17 protein-coding genes are annotated in these 16808 nt (G+C 69.2%); 13 read left to right on the top strand and 4 right to left on the bottom strand.

Going from position 1 to position 16808, the window contains the following annotated elements:
• Positions 1-5: 5 nt before the first annotated feature.
• Positions 6-1247 (bottom strand): citrate synthase, encoded by a 1242-nt coding sequence (locus AB0B64_RS08595; RefSeq protein ID WP_358175757.1) that lies wholly within the window; start codon positions 1245-1247, stop codon positions 6-8.
• Positions 1248-1315: 68 nt separating this feature from the next.
• Between AB0B64_RS08595 and AB0B64_RS08590 the strand changes: the two genes are divergently transcribed.
• The 7 genes from AB0B64_RS08590 to AB0B64_RS08560 all read left to right on the top strand — a co-directional run bounded on the left by AB0B64_RS08590 (position 1316) and on the right by AB0B64_RS08560 (position 7945).
• Positions 1316-2530 carry a hypothetical protein gene (locus AB0B64_RS08590; protein ID WP_358175754.1) on the top strand — a complete coding sequence of 405 codons (1215 nt, stop codon included), beginning with the start codon at positions 1316-1318 and terminating at the stop codon, positions 2528-2530.
• Positions 2531-2585: 55 nt separating this feature from the next.
• Complete coding sequence (locus AB0B64_RS08585) at positions 2586-3026, top strand: GNAT family N-acetyltransferase (protein WP_358175752.1); 441 nt, start codon at positions 2586-2588, stop codon at positions 3024-3026.
• Positions 3027-3107: 81 nt separating this feature from the next.
• The gene (locus AB0B64_RS08580; RefSeq protein ID WP_358175749.1) at positions 3108-3941 is read left to right on the top strand and encodes a TauD/TfdA family dioxygenase; all 834 of its coding nucleotides are present in this window, start codon (positions 3108-3110) and stop codon (positions 3939-3941) included.
• A gap of 53 nt (positions 3942-3994) precedes the next feature.
• Positions 3995-4873, top strand: a complete 879-nt coding sequence (locus AB0B64_RS08575; protein ID WP_357960188.1) for a hypothetical protein — start codon at positions 3995-3997, stop codon at positions 4871-4873.
• Between the two features lie 139 nt (positions 4874-5012).
• Positions 5013-6014 carry an SIS domain-containing protein gene (locus tag AB0B64_RS08570; RefSeq protein WP_358175746.1) on the top strand — a complete coding sequence of 334 codons (1002 nt, stop codon included), beginning with the start codon at positions 5013-5015 and terminating at the stop codon, positions 6012-6014.
• 348 nt (positions 6015-6362) lie between these two features.
• On the top strand, positions 6363-7796 hold the full coding sequence (locus AB0B64_RS08565; protein ID WP_358175743.1) for a vanadium-dependent haloperoxidase: 1434 nt from the start codon (positions 6363-6365) through the stop codon (positions 7794-7796).
• Positions 7757-7945 carry a hypothetical protein gene (locus AB0B64_RS08560; RefSeq protein WP_357960199.1) on the top strand — a complete coding sequence of 63 codons (189 nt, stop codon included), beginning with the start codon at positions 7757-7759 and terminating at the stop codon, positions 7943-7945. The genes AB0B64_RS08565 and AB0B64_RS08560 overlap by 40 nt, the downstream gene beginning before the upstream one ends.
• Here AB0B64_RS08560 and AB0B64_RS08555 read toward each other — a convergent pair whose 3' ends face one another.
• Positions 7946-9049: a LacI family DNA-binding transcriptional regulator gene (locus AB0B64_RS08555; protein WP_357960202.1), complete on the bottom strand. Its 1104-nt coding sequence runs from the start codon at positions 9047-9049 to the stop codon at positions 7946-7948.
• A 161-nt stretch (positions 9050-9210) separates the two neighbouring features.
• On the opposite strand from AB0B64_RS08555, the gene AB0B64_RS08550 reads away from it, so the two are divergent.
• The 6 genes from AB0B64_RS08550 (at position 9211) to AB0B64_RS08525 (ending at position 14845) form a co-directional block, all read left to right on the top strand.
• Positions 9211-10104: a PfkB family carbohydrate kinase gene (locus AB0B64_RS08550; protein WP_357960204.1), complete on the top strand. Its 894-nt coding sequence runs from the start codon at positions 9211-9213 to the stop codon at positions 10102-10104.
• Positions 10101-11405: an extracellular solute-binding protein gene (locus tag AB0B64_RS08545; protein ID WP_358175740.1), complete on the top strand. Its 1305-nt coding sequence runs from the start codon at positions 10101-10103 to the stop codon at positions 11403-11405. Before AB0B64_RS08550 ends, AB0B64_RS08545 begins: the two co-directional genes overlap by 4 nt.
• A complete protein-coding gene (locus tag AB0B64_RS08540) occupies positions 11402-12286 on the top strand; it encodes a sugar ABC transporter permease (protein WP_358175737.1) in 885 nt (294 codons plus the stop codon). The genes AB0B64_RS08545 and AB0B64_RS08540 overlap by 4 nt, the downstream gene beginning before the upstream one ends.
• The gene (locus AB0B64_RS08535; protein WP_357960213.1) at positions 12283-13158 is read left to right on the top strand and encodes a carbohydrate ABC transporter permease; all 876 of its coding nucleotides are present in this window, start codon (positions 12283-12285) and stop codon (positions 13156-13158) included. The genes AB0B64_RS08540 and AB0B64_RS08535 overlap by 4 nt, the downstream gene beginning before the upstream one ends.
• 92 nt (positions 13159-13250) lie before the next feature.
• Positions 13251-13778 carry a SigE family RNA polymerase sigma factor gene (locus AB0B64_RS08530; protein WP_358175735.1) on the top strand — a complete coding sequence of 176 codons (528 nt, stop codon included), beginning with the start codon at positions 13251-13253 and terminating at the stop codon, positions 13776-13778.
• Positions 13775-14845, top strand: a complete 1071-nt coding sequence (locus AB0B64_RS08525; RefSeq protein ID WP_358175732.1) for an ABC transporter substrate-binding protein — start codon at positions 13775-13777, stop codon at positions 14843-14845. The genes AB0B64_RS08530 and AB0B64_RS08525 overlap by 4 nt, the downstream gene beginning before the upstream one ends.
• Positions 14846-14958: 113 nt before the next feature.
• On the opposite strand, the gene AB0B64_RS08520 is transcribed toward AB0B64_RS08525, so the two are convergent.
• Together AB0B64_RS08520 and AB0B64_RS08515 are read right to left on the bottom strand one after the other, a co-directional pair.
• On the bottom strand, positions 14959-15888 hold the full coding sequence (locus AB0B64_RS08520; protein WP_358175729.1) for a dihydrodipicolinate synthase family protein: 930 nt from the start codon (positions 15886-15888) through the stop codon (positions 14959-14961).
• 58 nt (positions 15889-15946) lie between these two features.
• Positions 15947-16798 carry a helix-turn-helix transcriptional regulator gene (locus tag AB0B64_RS08515; RefSeq protein ID WP_358175726.1) on the bottom strand — a complete coding sequence of 284 codons (852 nt, stop codon included), beginning with the start codon at positions 16796-16798 and terminating at the stop codon, positions 15947-15949.
• Positions 16799-16808: the final 10 nt, after the last annotated feature.

The following is a 16808-nucleotide window of genomic DNA, read 5'->3' as shown; positions in this document are numbered from 1 at the left end:
GGCTGTCATCTGATCGGCGGGCCGACGTACGAGGCGCGGAGGCGGAGGAGGGAGCCCTTGGCGTATTCCTCCATCGCGTGGGCCAGCCACCCGGCGGTCCTGGCCACCGCGAAGATCGCCTCGCCGGAGCCGGGCACCATCCCGGCGACTGCGGCGAGGGTGGCGAGCGCGAAGTCGACGTTCTGTTCGGGCAGGCGTCGCCGACGGACTTCAGCCAGTACGGCCTGGACCACGGCGATGCGTTCGTGGTCCGGCGCGGCCTCCTTCACCAGGTCGAGCAGGAGGCCGCCGCGGGCGTCGCCGTTCTTGTAGACGCTGTGGCCGAAGCCGGGGATGCGCTCGCCCCGACGTACCCGATCGGTGATCACGCGCGGGGCCTGGCCGGGTTCGGTCACCTCGGCCAGCAGCCGTTCGGCCGCGTGGGACGCGCCGCCGTGCAGGGGGCCGCCGAGCACGCCGAGGCCGGTCAGCACCACGGCGTACGGGTCGGCGCGGGCGGAGGCGGCGACCCGGGCGGCCAGCGTGGAGGCGGCCAGCTCATGGTCGGCGAGCAGCACGAGCGCGCCCCGCAGGGCGGCCAGGAGGGCGGGGGTTGCGGGCCCCGGGCACAGGCGGGACCAGAGCCGCTCGGCGATCGACTCGCCGCCGGGAGCCTGGAGCGCCGGCAGGGCGTCGACGAGGCCGGAGATGAGGCGACGGCCGGTGGCGGCGACGGAGGCGGGATCGAGCTGGTAGCGGAGGGAGTCGGCGGCGCCGAGGACCGTGGTGATCACCTGGAGGCGGTCCAGAAGCGGCAGACCCTCGGGAAGGCCGCGCTGAGCCGGCATTGCGACCTGCGACGTGTCCGGATCGCGCGCCCAACCCCTCGCCCCGCTGTCGGACATCTCTGGACCACGTACCCGATCCCGCGTCGCGCGGTCCGAGGCGAAGGCGTCGGGGTCGCCTGTCCACAGCCACTCGGCCACCGTTTCGAAGTCGGCGGTTCGGGCCAGGGTGAGGGCGTCGCGGCCGCGGTAGTACGGGCGGTCCAGACCGAGCGCGGTGATGCCGGACTCGATGACCAGCTCCGGCGGCTGGCCGCGTGGCCGCCCGCGCCGGGCCAGCTGCTCGATCTCCGCCGCGTCGAACAGGCTGCGCCGGTCCTCACTGTGACGTCGCTTGAGCACGCCCCGGCTCACGTACGCGTAGAGAGTGGCGGGCTTCACGCCGAGCCGCTCGGCTGCCGTCGCCGCGTCGATCCACTCCACGCCCAAGCCTCCCATATTGATGAAAATCAATATTGATACACATTGAGCAAGCGTGTCAACGTGTGCACATGCCCAAAGTTCACTTCCTTGACGTGACCAACCGAGACGGCGTGCAGACCGCGCGCACCGGCCTGTCGAAGTTCGGCAAGACCATGGTCAACTTCTATCTGGCCAAGCTCGGGGTGGCTCAGTCCGAGATCGGTTTTCCCTTCCTGTTCCACGAGGTGCCCTACGTACGGGCGCAGACGGCGCTGGCCGAGGCGGGCGCGTTCGGCGAGCTGCGGCTGTCGGGCTGGTGCCGTGGTGTGCCGCAGGACGTGGAGAAGGCGGCGCCACTCGGGCTGAAGCACTACAACCTGTCCATCTCCACATCGGACTACATGATCCAGAACAAGTTCCGCGGCCGCCTCGACCGCGGCGCGATCATGCGGGAGATGACGGCGGCCGTGCGGGCGGCCAAGGCGGCGGGCGCGCTGACCGTGGGCGTCAACGCGGAGGACGGGTCGCGGACGGATGACGGGTTCTTGCTGGAGTTCGCGCTGGCGGCCAAGGAGGCGGGCGCCGACCGGGTCCGCTACTGCGACACGATCGGCGGCGACACCCCCGACCGGATCCGCGAACGCTTCGCCAAGCTGGCCTCGGCCGTCGGGATGCCCGTCGAGACGCACTGCCACAACGACCTCGGCCTGGCCGTGGCCAACTCCATCTCGGGCGCGCTCGGCGACCTGGAGGCCGGGCAGGACGCGTGGATCAACACCTGCGTGAACGGCATCGGCGAGCGTTCCGGCAACGCCGACCTGCTGTCCACGATCCTCGCCTTCGAGCACGGCTTCGGGCTCCAGGCGGAGATCGGTGACGCCATCGACCTGTCATGGGCGCGCAGGTTCGGGCTGTGGGCGAGTTACGCCTTCGGGCAGCCCTTGCCGTACAACCAGGTGGGGGTGGGACGCAACGCGTTCGCGCACGAGTCGGGCATCCACGCCGACGGGGCGCTGAAGGATCATGGCAACTACGAGCTGTACGACGAGGCGACCCTCGGGCCGTTCCCCGAGGATTGGCACGCGCGCGGCGGGCGGGTCGTGCTGACCGGCGAGTACGGCGGGAAGGCCGGATTCCGGCACGTCATGGACGGGCTCGGCGTGGACGTACAGGAGGAGGACCTGGCGTTCCGGCTGGTGCAGCTCTGCAACGCGATGACCGGCCGACCGCTCACGGACGACGAACTGCGGCTGATCGCGGCGTATCCGCGGGAGCTGGCACTGCTGTTCCCGGAGTACGAGTGAGGCCCCGGGCGCTCCGCCCGGATCCGGCAGGAGTGGCGGCTCATAGCATGAGCGCATGCAGATCGAGGAACGGACCGTCGCCGACGCCGACCTGACCGCCCTGCTCGCCGCCGCCTTCGACGAGCTGGTGAAGCGCTACGGGCCCGAAGGGCGTTCCGTCGTCAAGGCGCAGGCCCGCTACCTCGTCGCCTACGCCGGGGAGCACGCCGCCGGATGTGGTGCCATCCAGCCGGTGGGTCCGGATATGGGGGAGCTCAAGCGGATGTACGTGGATCCCGCGTTCCGAGGCCAGGGGATCGCCAGGCGGCTCTTGGCGGCCTTGGAGGATCTGGCTCGGGACATGGGCTACGAGACGGTGCGCTTGGCGACCGGGGTCAAGCAGCCTGAGGCCATAGCTTTGTACGAGAGCAGCGGGTACGTGCTTGGCGAGTCGTACGGCATGTACGTGGATCAGCCGCTGACCCGCTGCTACCGCAAGAAGCTGGGCTCGGTCTGAACGACGCGGGCGAGCGCGTGGACGCGTGCCCCGGGCGGGTAGGCCGTAAAACAGGCGGCACGACCACCGGGAGAGACCACGATGCGGACCAACGCGACACCGGTAGGCGGGCCCACCGCATGGACCCGGTCCACTCTGCGCGAACAGGACTGGCTGCGCCACATCGACCAACCACTCAGCCGGACCCAACCCGAGTTCCACGTCCCGGCATTGACGCTCCTGGCCGAAAAAGCCAAGGCCGCGCTCGAAGCGGGTCCCGGCCTGGTGGTGATCCGGGGATGGCCGATCGCGGACTGGCCCGAGGAGCAGATCGATCTTCTGTGCTACACGTTCGGCTCGCTCATCGGCACCCCGCGTACCCAGAAGGCCGGTCTGGTGACCACCGGCGAGAACTCCCGCAGGGGCATGGACGACCAAGGGCTGGCCCTCCACACCGACCGGGCCGGGCCGCCCGGACCGCCGCACCTGCTGGGCCTGCTCTGCCTCCGCGCGGCCGTGCGCGGCGGGGAATCCCTGCTGGTGAGCGGCCACGCCGTACACGACCGGCTGCTGGAGGAGCGGCCCGACCTGCTGGCCGAGCTCTATGAGAACTTCCATTTCGGCGCGGGCACGGTCTCGAACTTCGACCGCGTCTACCCCGTCTTCGAGTGGCGCGCGGGGCGGCTTCGCGTCCAGTACAACCGCCACTGGATCGAACGCGGCCAGGAAGCGGCCGGGAAGCCGCTGACCTCCGGCGCCGTGGCCGCCCTGGATGCCTTCGACGGGATCCTCGCCGACCGGGACATGGTCCTGCGCTTCCCGCTGCGCCCCTGTGATCTGCTGCTCGTCAACAATGACGTGGTGCTGCACGGCCGTACGGCGTTCACCGAAGACCCGCGCGCCCGTCGCCGCCTGGCCCGGATCTGGCTGGACTGAGCACTCTGAAGACGGATTGACCATATTTCGTTTAACGGAGTATGGTCTCCCGCATGCTCAAGAGATCAACTCTTGCCGTGACCATGCTGTGCGCTGTCACGCTCGCCGGCTGCGCCTCCAGCCCTGAGGCTCAGCCCGCCCAGACGACGACCGCAAGCGGCAAGTCGGACAAGCCGCAGAGGATTCAGTCGGCCATCGCCGACTGCATGAAGCAGAAGGGCTTCCGTTACGTCGCCTGGGTCCCGCAGCCCAAGCCGGAGACGGACACCGAAAAGGCCGTCAGCGGCGACTACGAGGTCATGAAGCGGGTGCGCTCGAAGCAGGGCTTCAATGTCTTCTACCCGGTCGCCGACCCCGCCTCCTTCAAAAAGCAGGCCGCCTACAGCCGCGACGACGATCCCAACTCCCCGATCAGGGACTTGCTGTCGAAGGCACAGTTGGTCAGCTACAGCAAGGTCCTCGACAGCTGCAACGTCAAGGCTCTCAAGGATGTGACCGGCAAGGTCGTCAAGAGCATGGACGACGAGTACGAGCAGTACGAGAAAGCCTACAAAGCCGCCAGCGACCGTGAGCTGAACGGCGACCCCAAGCTGATCGAGCTGGCCGCGACCATGGCTGACTGCGTCAAGGGCAAGGGCTACCGCGTGGACTCCGTCAGCCCGACGAGCATGGCCGATCGCGGCTGGCGAGAGTTCTCGGCGCAGATGAACGCCATCGCCAAGAAGCAGGGCCAGGCCGAGGAAGACGCCGACGAGAACACCGTCTACCAGCCAAAGCTGTCGCAGGCGGCCGCGAATCAGTACCTCGCCAAGGAGATCAAGGCCGCGCTCGACGACCTCGAGTGCGGCAAGGACTTCTACCCCGCTTTCTACCCCAAGGCCGGGCGCATCGGCGACCGCCTCGACTCCGAGTTCGGCCGCTGGAAGCTCTGATCACCCAGCACGATTCGCGTCTTGCGGGGTGATACGCAGACGCTGTCAGCTGGGCTGCCATGCGACCTCTTGACTCATTCTCGCTCCGAGTGAGAACGTTATCAACGTCTGACTGAGAACGTTCTCAAAGGAGTCCTCTGTGACCGACCTGCTGCCGCTCAAACCGATCGAGTCCGACCTGGCCGACAAGATCCGCGCGACGCTCGACCAGCGACCCCAGTTGGCGGAGCTCGTCTCGGACGTCATCGACAAGGGTCTGCGCAATGTGTTCTTCGTGGGCGCCGGCGGCTCGCTCATCGCCGCCTACCCGGCCCACTACCTGCTCGAACGCGAAGGCACCTGGCCCGTCTACAAGCTGCAGAGCGACGAGCTCAACACCGCCCGCCCCCGGCGCATGGGCGAGGGCTCCCTGGTCTTCCTGGCCTCGTACACCGGCAAGACCAAGGAGACCGTCGCCGCCGCGCAGTACGCCAGGAGCACCGGCGCGACCGTGGTCGTGGTGACCCAGGAGGGCGGCCCGCTGGCCGATGCGGCCGACGTGGCCTTCACCGGCAAGAGTGATCTGTTCATGCAACTGGCGGCCTATGCCCTGCTGCGCAGGTCCGGGGTGGAACGCGACTGGGCGCTGCTCGACCAGGCACTCGACGCGCTGCCGGACGCCCTGGTGTCCGCCGCGCACGAGGGTGAGGAGCGGGCGCGGGTCATCGCCGAGACGCTGAAGGACGAGCCGATCACGTACGTGCTCGGCTCGGGTCCCAGCTACGCGTGGGCGTACGGGCTGGCCATGTGCTTCCTGCAGGAGATGCAGTGGAAGCACGCGGCGGGCTTCAACTCGGGCGAGTTCTTCCAGGGCGCGTTCGAGGTGGTCAACGACGACGTGGCGGTGATCAACCTGCTGGGCGAGGACCCGTCGCGGGCCATGGCCGAACGGGCCAGGCGCTTCCTCGACACGTACGCGACCAAGAAGACCTTCCACATCGACACGGCGGACCTCACGCTGCCCGGCATCCCGAAGGCGTTGCGCGGCGAGGTGTCCCCGCTGGCGATCGCCGTGCTCATGGACCGGCTGGCCCGCCACTACGAGGCGGTGCGCGGTCACGACCTCGACAAGCGCAACTACATGTTCCAGGTGGACTACTGATCTACCCGTTCCAGGAGCGTCGCCGGGCGGCACTCCGCCGCCCGGCGGCACCGACCTTCTGCCTGAGCGCCGCTCTCTGTTTCCTGCCTAAGACCTCCTCTTTGTACGGCAAGCATGGGCCGGCCCCACCCACCGCACGCGGCTGAGGGCCTCCAGGAATACGCCCGCTGAACCCGCACGGGGCGGGCCGCCGCTACGTGCGCCCCCTGACCCGGCAACCAGGAGGCGCATCGGGGGGACCTATCAGGAAGGCAGCTCTTACCCGCTGGATAGATCGAAACTGAGTTCGAGCATGGAAGCCTCTCCATACCCGGGCGCACGGGGGCCCACGACGCGAGGAGACTTGCCATGCCCGTTTTGATGTCCTTACGCGCGGCAGCGCTCACTTTGGTGACCGCCGCCGCGCTCGTCTTACCCGTCACACCCGCCCACCCGGCGGCGACGGCGCAGCCCAACGTGGTGGTCAGGTGGAACACGGCGCTGCTGGCGGCGGTGCGCGGCGGCACCCTGGGGCCGCCGCTGGTGGCCAGGGCGCTGGCCACCGTGCACACCTGTGCCTATGATGCCTGGGCCGCCTACGATCCGGTCGCCGTCGGCACCCGTCTGGGTGGCACACTGCGGCGGCCCGCCGCCGAACGCACGGACGCCAACCGGGCCCAGGCGATCAGCTACGCGGCCCACCAGGCGGCCGTGGACCTCTATCCGGCGCAGCGGGCGGTGTTCGACGGGTTGATGACCGAGCTGGGCTATGACCCGGCCGACCAGTCCAGCCAGCCGGCCCAGACCGGTCTGGCCGCCTGCACGGCCGTGCTCGAATACCGGCACGCCGACGGCTCCAACCAGCTCGGCGGCTACGCCGACACCACCGGCTATGCGCCGGTCAACGCTCCGATGGTGGTCGCCGATCCGCTGACCACGGTCAACGACCCGAGCCGCTGGCAGCCGCTCACCTTCCGCAACAAGGCAGGCGTGGTGGTCACGCCGCCGTTCCTCGCGCCGCACTGGGGCGGGGTCGCCTCCTTCAGCGGTCACGCGCGCGACCTGGCCGACAAGGTACCCGCGCCGGCGACGTACGGCTCGGCCGCCTACCGTACCCAGGCCGCCGAGATCGTGTCGGGCACCGCCGCGCTGACCGACCGCCAGAAGGCGATCGCGGAATACTGGGCCGACGGGCCCAACAGCGAGACGCCACCCGGCCACTGGTGCCTGTTCGCCCAGCAGGTGTCGGCGCGTGACCATCATGGCCTGGACCAGGACGTGAAGATGTTCTTCGCGCTGGCCAACTCGGTGCAGGACGCCGGGATCGCCTCGTGGGAGGTCAAGCGCGTCTTCGACTCCGTACGCCCGATCACCGCGGTCCGCTTCCTGTACCAGGGGCAGCAGATCGCGACCTGGGGCGGCCGGGTGATCGACGGCGCGACGTGGGTGCCCTATCAGGTGCCGACGTTCCCGACGCCGCCGTTCGCCGAGTACGTCTCGGGCCACAGCACGTTCAGCGCGGCGGCGGCCGAGGTGCTGCGGCGCTTCACCGGCGGCGACACGTTCGGCGGCGAGGCGCTGATCGCCAAGGGTTCGTCGCAGGTGGAGCCGGGGGTGAGCCCCGCCAACGACCTGACGCTGCGCTGGCGCACCTTCAGCGACGCCGCCGACGAGGCCGGGATGTCGCGGAGATATGGTGGCATCCACTTCCGGGCCGGCGACCTGCAAGGCCGTGCCCTCGGCCGGGCGGTGGGCGGCGCGGCATGGCAGCGCGCGGCGGCCTACTGGTCGGGACGCGGCTGAGAGAGCACCACACGTACGTGGTGTGGCACGCCACACCACGTACGACGTGGAAAGCTGCAAATCCCGCCGTGGCCTTCCTCGCCTCCGCCGACAGCAGCTTCATGCTCGGCACCACCCTGTACGTCGACGGCGGCGAGAACCAGTTCTGACTATGGGGCCGTCTCGGCGGGCGGCCGAACGGATCTGGCCGACTCGCGCTCGACGAAGCGGGTGGGCAGGCGGCGGTGTACGAGGCGGCGGTCGGCGCCCTGGACACGGTCCAGGAGCAGGCGGCCCGCCTCCGCCCCCAGCTCGTACACCGGCTGGGCCACCACGCTGAGCGGCGGGGAGATCGCCTCCGCCCAGTCGGCGTCGTCGAAGCCCACCAGCGACACGTCAGCGGGACAGCGCAGCCCCAGCCGCCGCAGCGCCTGGAGCACCCCCAGCGCGAGCAGGCTGTCGAGGGCGAGGATCGCGGTCGGCGGGTCGGGCAGTCCGAGCAGCCGGGTCGTGGCCGCGGCGGCGTCCTCCCTGCGGAAACCCTCGGCGCTGACCAGCTCGGGCCGGGGCTCGATGCCGCTTTCGACCAGGGCGTCGCGGTATCCGGCCGCGCGGGCGCCGACCGTGGTGGCGCCCAGGCGTTCAACGCCGCGCAGCCCCGGGCGGGCCAGCCGGGGCCGCAGCTTCTCATCGCCGCCGGTCAGTAAGGCGATGTTGCGGTGTCCCAGCGCGAGCAGGCGTTCGGTGGCGTCCTTGGCGGCGGCGCGGTTGTCAATGCCGACCGTGTCGGCCTCGAGCCCGGGAACCCGCCGGTCGAGCAGGACGACGGGAATCCCGGCGTCGATGACGTCCTTCAAGGCGTCGCGGTCGGCGGTGTCAGTGGGCGCGACGACCAGACCGTCGACGCGCCGCTCGGCGAGCACGCCGAGCGCCTTGCGTTCGAGCGACAGGTCCTCGTCGGTGTTGACCAGCAGCACCTCCCAGCCGCGCTCGTGCGCCACGTCCGCGATGCCGCGCAGGGCGCGGGAGAAGAACGGGTTCTCAATGTCGGGTACGAGCACGCCGAGCGTGTGGGTCAGCCCGGTGATCATGCTGCGCGCCAGGCTGTTGGCCCGGTAGCCGAGGCGTTCGGCCGCGGCCAGCACCGCCTCGCGGCTCTTGCCGCTCACCGAGCCGTAGCCGCCGAGTGCCCGCCCGGCCGTCGCGGTGGAGACCCCTGCCTCCTTGGCGACGACCTCGATCGACGGCATGCTCCGCCGAGCGCTGCCGCTCATCCGCACCCCCGGTGCTGCTAGATCGTGTCCACACCATCATGCTCCCACTGACGGGAGGCGATCACCGTAGCGGATTTACCGAGGGCTATTGACATGCGTCTCAGCGATTGAGAACGTTCTCACTCAAGCGAGTGAGAACCTTCCCATTCTCAGGAGAACGTGTGCAGCCACGCTTGATTCGCCTGGTGGCCGTCGGGGACAACGTCGTCGACCGCTATCCCGATCTCGGTGTCATGTATCCGGGCGGCAACGCCGTGAACGTCGCCGTGCACGCCCGCCGTACCGGCGCCGAGTCAGGCTACCTGGGCGCGGTCGGCACCGACGAGGCCGGGCGCGTGGTGCGCGACGCGCTGGCCGCCGAGGGCGTGGACCTGTCACTGCTGCGGACGGTGGACGGGCCGAACGCCTTCGCCACCGTCCGTCTCGTCGCGGGCGAGCGCAAGTTCACCGGCGGGCGCGAGGGCGTCTCGCGCTTCCGCCTCTCCCCCGCGGATCTGGTACGGCTGGCGGCGGCCGACATCGTGCACACCGGCGAGTGCTCGTTCCTGGAGGGCCAGCTCGACCAGCTGGCCGCGCACGCCAGGCGGCTGTCGTTCGACTTCTCCGAACGCCCGTGGGACTACGTCGAGGAGCATGCCCGGCACGCCGGGATCGCGATCCTGTCCAGCCCGTCCGGCTCGCGCGACGAGGCGCTCGCGCTGGCGCGGCGGGTACGCGCGCTGGGCCCGGCCACGGTGGCGGTCACCCTCGGTGCCCACGGCGCCGTCCTGGTCTCGGGAGCCGCCGGAGCGGACGAAGCCGCGGGCGACAGCGCCGCTGAAGCCTTAGCGGACTCCAGAGACGTGGTCGCCTGGGGTGCCGCCGAGCCCGTCGCCGTGGTGGACACGCTCGGCGCCGGTGACGCGTTCATCGCCCGCCTGCTGGTCGGCCTGGCCCGCGGCGAGGACCTGCCCGCGCTGGCCGTCGCGGCCACCGCCTACGCCTCCCACGCCTGCACCTCCTACGGCGCCTTCGGACACGAAGCCCCCCTGCCAAGCACCAAGGAGAGCCCATGAACACGCATCGCTGGACCGCCCTACTGCTGGGCACGGCGCTGGTCACCGCCGGTTGCGGCGGCGGCTCGGCCGGCGCGCCCGCCAAGGCCGACCTGTCCGCGCCCAAGGACAAGTTGGGCACGCTGACGATGGTCACCAAGTTCGCCGATCCGAAGTACGCGCCTTACTTCGAGAAGGTCGTGGCGGCGTACAAGGCGGCCAATCCGAAGGTCGACATCAAGCTCGAGCAGGTCGGCGACCAGCCGTACAAGGACAAGATCCGGGTGCTCACGGCGTCGAAGGACCTGCCGGACATCTACTTCTCCTGGGCCGGCGACTTCGCCAACAAGTTCGTCCGGGCCGGGCTCGCCGCCGACCTGACCGGTGTCATCGGGCCCGACACCCCGTGGGGTTCGACGTTCGCGCCGGCCGCGCTGAAGGCGTTCCAGTACAACGGCAAGTACTACGGCATGCCGGTCGACCTCGACGGCAAGTACCTCGCCTACAACAAGGCGGTCTTCACCAAGGCGGGCGTCCAGGTGCCCAAGACGTTCGAGGAGTTGCTGACCGCCTGCGACACGCTCAAGTCCGGAGGCGTGCAGCCGATCGCCTTCGGCAACCAGTACGGCTGGGCGGCCATCCACTTCATCACCCAGCTGAACGCCTACGACGTGTCCCCCAAGACGCTGGAGACCGACTACGCCCCGGCGACGGGCGCCTTCACCGATCCCGGTTATGTCACGGCGCTCAAGCAGTTCGGCGAGCTGGTGTCCCGCTGCGGCACCAAGGACGCCAACGGGCTGTCGCACGAGACCGCGCAGGCGCAGTTCCTGTCCGGGAAGGCGGCCATGCACTATCTGGAGTCGGTCGAGTTCGACGTGCTCGACAAGTCGGAGCTCGACTGGAGCTTCCTGCGCCTGCCCGCCCCGGCGAGCGCCCCCGGCGACACGAACGCGCTGACCGGCGCCCCCGACGGCTTCCTGGTCAACGGTCAGAGCAAGAACGCGGGCCTGGCCGTGGACTTCCTGAAGTTCCTGTCCAGCAAGGAGAACGCGGCCACGATGACCAAAGACATCGGCTGGCTCAGCCCGGTCAAGGACTCGGCCACCTCCGCGAACTCCTACCCGCAGCTCACCGACGCCCTGGAGGACATCGGCAAGGCCGGCAGCTTCGCCATCTGGCTGGACACGATCACCAACGCCGAGGTCGCCAGTGCGTACCTGTCCGGGGTCGAGGGCATGCTGTCCGGCTCCCGTACCCCCGAGCAGGTCATGGCCGGCGTCCAGAAGGCGGCGGCCAAGGCCAAGAAGGAAGTCGGGTGACCGTGCTGAGGCGGTGGCGGGCCTGGGCCTGGGTGCTGCCCGCCGTCGTCCTCCTGCTGGTGTTCGTCTACTACCCGATCGCCGACAACCTGCGGCTGAGCCTGTTCTCCTGGAACGCCTTCTCGCCCGAGCCCCGGTTCGTTGGCCTGGACAACTACGCCGAGGCATTCGGCGACCCGGTGTTCTGGCGGGCGCTGGGCAACAACGCCGCCTACGCCGTGGTCTCGCTGATCTTCCAGGGCGGACTGTCGCTGGTGCTGGCCGCGCTGCTGGAGGAGCTCGTCGGGCGGCGGACGCGCGGCCTGCTGCGCACGCTCTACTTCATCCCGGCCGCGATGTCGATCACGGTCGTGGGCGTGCTGTTCTCCTTCCTGTACAACCCTCGGTACGGCCTGCTGAACGAGGCGCTCAACGGCCTCGGCCTCGGCCACCTGGCCAGGGCCTGGCTGGGCGAGGAGAGCTCGGCCATCTGGAGCGTCATCGCGATGAGCCAGTGGCAGTCGGTCGGCTACACCGCCGTGCTGTTCGTGGTGGCCATCCAGCGCATCCCCCGCGAGTACTACGAGGCCGCCAAGGTCGACGGCGGCGGCCCGGTCCGTACGTTCTTCTCCATCACGCTGCCGATGGTCAGGGAGATGACGACGCTGGTGGTCATCCTCACGATCTCGGGCGCCTTCCTGGTGTTCAACGAGGTCATGGTGATGACGGCCGGCGGTCCCGACAACTCCAGCCAGGTGCTCGGCACGTGGCTGTACCGCAAGGCGTTCATGGAGGACGACATGGGCTACGCGGCCACCGTCGCCACGGTGATCTTCGTCATCACGTTCGCCATCGCGGCCGGGCAACTGGCCGTGTCCCGCCGCCGGAGGTACGACTCGTGATCTCGACCAGCCTGACCCGCCCGGCCGTGGTACGCGCGCAGGCCCCCATACGGCTGCGGGCGGTGGTGGGGCGGCTGCTGGGGTGGAGCCTGCTGGCCGGGTTCGGGATCGCCGTGCTCTATCCGGTGCTGTGGATGGTGCTCAGCGGGTTCAAGGACAACCAGGAGATCTTCAACCAGCCGTGGGGGCTGCCCGGCGAGCTGCGCTGGGACAACTGGGCGCGGGCCTGGGACCTGGGTGTCGTCCGCTACTTCACCAACAGCGTGATCGTCACCTCGGCGTCGATCGTGGCCACGACGCTGATCAGCGCGTGGGCGGCTTACGGGATGTGCCGGTTGCGGCTGCCGTTCGGGAACGGGGTGGCGTTGCTGGTGCTGGGCGGGCTGCTGCTGTCGCCGACGGTGGCGCTGATCCCGCTCTTCCGCCTGCTGACGTCGATCGGGCTCTTCGACACGTACTGGGCATTGATCGTGCTTTATACCGCTTTTCGGGTGCCTTTCACGATTTTCCTGATCCGGGCGTACATGATCGAGCTGCCGCGCTCCGTGGACGAGGCGGCCACCATCGACGGCGCGTCCACCACGCAGATCTTCTGGCGGATCATCCTGCCGATGTCGCGGCCCATCCTGGTGTCGGCGGCGCTGCTGCAGGCGCTGTTCGCGTGGAACGAGTTCGCGTTCGCGCTGGTGTTCGTCAGCGACGACGCGCTGAAGACGCTGCCGGTCGGGCTGATGGCCATGCAGAGCCGCCTGCTCACGGACTGGCCGGTGATGATGGCGGGGCTGACCATGGCCGCGCTGCCGACGATCGTGCTGTTCCTGATCGGCCAGCGCCAGTTCCTGCGCGGCCTCACGGAAGGCGTCGGCAAGTGACCGCACGGCCCTGACGTCTCCATCCCTCCTCAGGAGTGCCAACCTTTCGCCGCGCCCACAGCGTCTGGAGGTTATCGACTTGAGGAGAGACGTTGGATCGCGATGCCAGTTTCCAGGCGTTCGTGGACGCTCACCAACGCCCGTTGATGCGCCTGGCCTATCTGCTCACCGGAGAGGTCCACCTCGCGGAGGACCTCGTGCAGAGCGTGCTGGTCCGCATGATCGGGCGGTGGGCGAAGTTAGGCCACATCGACAACCTCGACGCGTACGCGCGCAAGACCATGGTGAACCAGTACATCTCGTGGCGGCGGCGCCGCGGCTCCGACGAGGTGCCGAGCGCGGAGCCGCCCGACCGCGCCTACTCGCCCGAGGACTCCGCCGTCCTGCGGATCGTCCTGCGTCAGGCACTCATGCGGCTGACGCCCAAGCAGCGCGCGGTACTCGTCCTGCGCTTCTACGAGGATCGGACCGAACGTGACGTCGCCGACCTGCTGGGCTGCTCCGTCGGCACCGTGAAGAGCCAGGCGCACCACGCCCTGGCCCGCCTGCGCGCGCTGGCACCCGAGCTGGCGCCGAGACTGCCCGTTCTGGACGACCACAGTGCGGAGGCACGCCGATGACCTGGCTCGGAGAGCAACTCGGCCGCATCGCGGACGACATGCCGGAGCGCGATCTGGCCGCCAGGGCGCTCGAGATCCACCAGCGCCGGCGGCGTAACTTCATGGCGCTCACCGCCGCCGCGGTGGTCGTGGTCACCGTGCTCGCCGCCACCGTCGCGGTACGGGCGCTGCCCGCGGAGCCGCGCGCCGCCGCTCCCCCGCCCGAGCAGTCCACCATCACGGTCGGCATGATGACGACCCTGGAGTCGGTGCCCGTTGTCGTGGCCCTGAACAAGGGCTATTTCAAGGAGGAAGGGCTGACGGTGGAGTGGAGGAGCATCCCCGGCGTGGCGGCCGCGGTGTCCCTGGCCGAAAGCGGCATCGCGGATCTGGCGCAGACCGACTACGCCACGGTCTTCACGGCGAATGAGGCGGGCAAGAAGTTCAAGATCGTTTCCAGTCTGCACCAGGCCGCGCCAGGAAGCTTCGCGATCGCCGTGGACACCAAGTCCAAGATCAGGACGGTGACCGACCTCAAACGCAAGAGGGTCGCGATCTCGGGCCTCTCGGGGCTCGGGCAGTTGACGCTGACCGCCGTGCTGAAGCGGGCCGGACTGACCTTGGGGGACGTCCGGCTGGCCGTGGTGCCCGATTCCGATATGCTCCGCGTGCTGGGCAAGGGGCAGGTTGACGCTGCCCTGCTGGCCGAACCCCTCATCAACGTAGGCCGCGAGGTCAAGCGCGTGCGGATTGTGGCTGACCCGATGACCCAGGAGTTCGCGAACCTGTACACCGGAGGCATGATGGCCACCGACGAGTGGGTTCGCGAACACCCTCGCACGGTGGCGGCCTTCCAACGCGCGCTGGTCAAGGCGCAGCGCCTAATCGCGACCGACCCCCAGCAGATGCGCGACGCTCTGTATAGATTCGCCAGGGTCCCCCAGAAATGGGCGGCAGGCGTCGCATTCGGCTCCTATCCCGCCCATCTGGACCTGACAGAACTCCAGCGGGTCGCCGATCTGGCCCGCGCCTACAAGTTGATCAAACACCCGGTAGACGTCAGGAACACCGTTGTGAAGGGCGGGTGAGCCCGGCTGAGCGCCGGGCTCAGGCGGCGTCGGCTCTCGGCGCTCGACTCCCGCCCGGCTCCCGGCTTTCGACCTCGGCGCTCGGCCTCCGCCCGCCTTCCGGCTTTCGGCTGCTACGGCGCCGGGAACAGCTCCGGCAGGGCCGTCATGGCGATCGGGCGGAGCCGCTCAGCGTGCTCCTGCTCCACCGACCGGTACGGCCAGCGGACCCGGGTACCGATCTCCGCCCAGCCACCGACATGGGCGAGGAACTTGTCGAGCGCCGGATTGGCGTACCCACCGGACGCCAGCGGTTGGACGTGCTCGGCGAAGAACAGCCCGATCCGGCGCTCCACATCGCGCGCCGCCGCCTGGTCGGCGCGCATGAGGTGCTGCCACGCCATGGCGCCGGCCGGACTGAACGCCGCGATGTTGGAGTACGACCCAGCCGCGCCCAGCTCCATACCGGTGGCAAGGGTGTGCCCCGCCACGAACACCGGCAGATCGGCCGCCTCGGTTCGCATCTCGCGATACCAGCCCGCATCGCCCCCCGCGACCTTCACCCCGACCAGCGCGGGAACCCGTGCGGCCAGCATGCCGAAGTCGGCGGGCGTGAGACGGGTCTTGGCGTGCGGCGGGTTGTACAGAACCAGCGGCACGGGGTCGGCAACCTCGGCGACCCGCTCAAGGAAGGCCACCACCTCGGCCAAGGACGGCGGCGCCCAGTCCGGCAGGATCACCTGGATGGCGCCGGGGTGGAGCGCACAGGCGAGCTTCACTCGTCGCAGGCAGGTGGTTGCGCTCATATGACTGGCGCCTATCTGGTACGGCAGACCGGCGCAACGCTCCGCGAGCAGCTCGTTGACCTGCTGGTATTCCTCATCGGTTATGGCGTGGAACTCCCCCGCCGTGCCGTGGGCGTACACGCCGTCCAGGCCCGCCACGGCCAGCCGGTCCAGCTCGTCGGCCAGCCGGGCGAAGTCGATGGAGTCGTCGGGGCGGAGCGGCAGCAGGACGGTGCCCCACGTACCACCGAGCGTCTTTCGCGTAAGAAGTGTCGTCATACGCCGAAATATCATCAGACACCGGTGCGGCCTGGGTAGACGCGACGGCTCATGGGGACTACTCGTCGAGGGCAGCCACCGCAGACGTGATGATGCTGCGGGCCGCTTTGCCGTACACCGCAAGCCTTGCCAGCTTCGTGAACACGTCGGCGTACATCACAAGCTCGTGGGGCTGCGTGATCGTCAGATGGCCGGAGACGAGTTCGACGGTCACCTCGGCCTCGTCGAACATGAAGAAGCCCTCTGTCGGCCAGATCGTGGACCGGTCGGCTCCCAGAGGGATGATTCCCAGGGAGATCGACGGCAAGATGCTCACGCTCAGGAGATGGCCGAGCTGCGCGGCCATGACGTCGACGCCGCCTATGGGCTGGCGGAGCACGCTCTCTTCCAGGATGACCGCGATACGCCGGCCACCGTCGTGGACGACGTTCTGCTTGTTCACGCGGACCTGGACGGCCTCCTCAATGTCGTCAGGCAGCCCTCGGCGATGCATGAGGGATGTCAGTAACACCGCAATGTAGGCAGCGGTTTGCAGCGGGCCAGGGATGAGCTGGGAGGAGTAGATACGGAAGTGCCGGGTCCGTTCCCAGGTGGGGATGACGGACTCCTGCGCGGCTTTCAGGCCCGTGCGTTCCATCTCCCTCCACTCCACGAACATGCCCTCGATGGCCTCCAGAGAGGCAATCAGGTCTCCTGCCTGATCGGGCACGTCGCAGCGCCCGCACCACACGCGGATGTCGGCGGTTGAGGGGGTTCGGCGGGCGTTCTCAATCCGGCTGACCTTGGAGGGGTGCCAACCGGCCAGTTCCGCGAGGTCTCGGCCGCTCATTCCGGCGTCGGTCCGGAGCTTGCGGAGCTTGGCCGCTAACACAGTCGCTGCGTGCTGGGCGCTGGAGGACGAGAGGGACATGGTCGACTTG

Origin of the sequence: Nonomuraea sp. NPDC049129 (assembly GCF_040648495.1) — a bacterium.
Classification (GTDB): domain Bacteria; phylum Actinomycetota; class Actinomycetes; order Streptosporangiales; family Streptosporangiaceae; genus Nonomuraea.
Note: the sequence above shows the minus strand (reverse complement) of the source record. Positions and strands in the feature narration are given on the sequence as shown.

Excerpts from the sequence above, each read along its gene's own strand:
- AB0B64_RS08590 (WP_358175754.1), top strand. The coding sequence starts at position 1,316 with ATGCCCAAAGTTCACTTCCTTGACGTGACCAACCGAGACGGCGTGCAG.
- AB0B64_RS08585 (WP_358175752.1), top strand. The coding sequence starts at position 2,586 with ATGCAGATCGAGGAACGGACCGTCGCCGACGCCGACCTGACCGCCCTG.
- AB0B64_RS08580 (WP_358175749.1), top strand. The coding sequence starts at position 3,108 with ATGCGGACCAACGCGACACCGGTAGGCGGGCCCACCGCATGGACCCGG.
- AB0B64_RS08575 (WP_357960188.1), top strand. The coding sequence starts at position 3,995 with ATGCTCAAGAGATCAACTCTTGCCGTGACCATGCTGTGCGCTGTCACG.
- AB0B64_RS08565 (WP_358175743.1), top strand. The coding sequence starts at position 6,363 with ATGCCCGTTTTGATGTCCTTACGCGCGGCAGCGCTCACTTTGGTGACC.
- AB0B64_RS08560 (WP_357960199.1), top strand. The coding sequence starts at position 7,757 with ATGGCAGCGCGCGGCGGCCTACTGGTCGGGACGCGGCTGAGAGAGCAC.
- AB0B64_RS08555 (WP_357960202.1), bottom strand. The coding sequence starts at position 9,049 with ATGAGCGGCAGCGCTCGGCGGAGCATGCCGTCGATCGAGGTCGTCGCC.
- AB0B64_RS08545 (WP_358175740.1), top strand. The coding sequence starts at position 10,101 with ATGAACACGCATCGCTGGACCGCCCTACTGCTGGGCACGGCGCTGGTC.
- AB0B64_RS08525 (WP_358175732.1), top strand. The coding sequence starts at position 13,775 with ATGACCTGGCTCGGAGAGCAACTCGGCCGCATCGCGGACGACATGCCG.
- AB0B64_RS08520 (WP_358175729.1), bottom strand. The coding sequence starts at position 15,888 with ATGACGACACTTCTTACGCGAAAGACGCTCGGTGGTACGTGGGGCACC.
- AB0B64_RS08515 (WP_358175726.1), bottom strand. The coding sequence starts at position 16,798 with ATGTCCCTCTCGTCCTCCAGCGCCCAGCACGCAGCGACTGTGTTAGCG.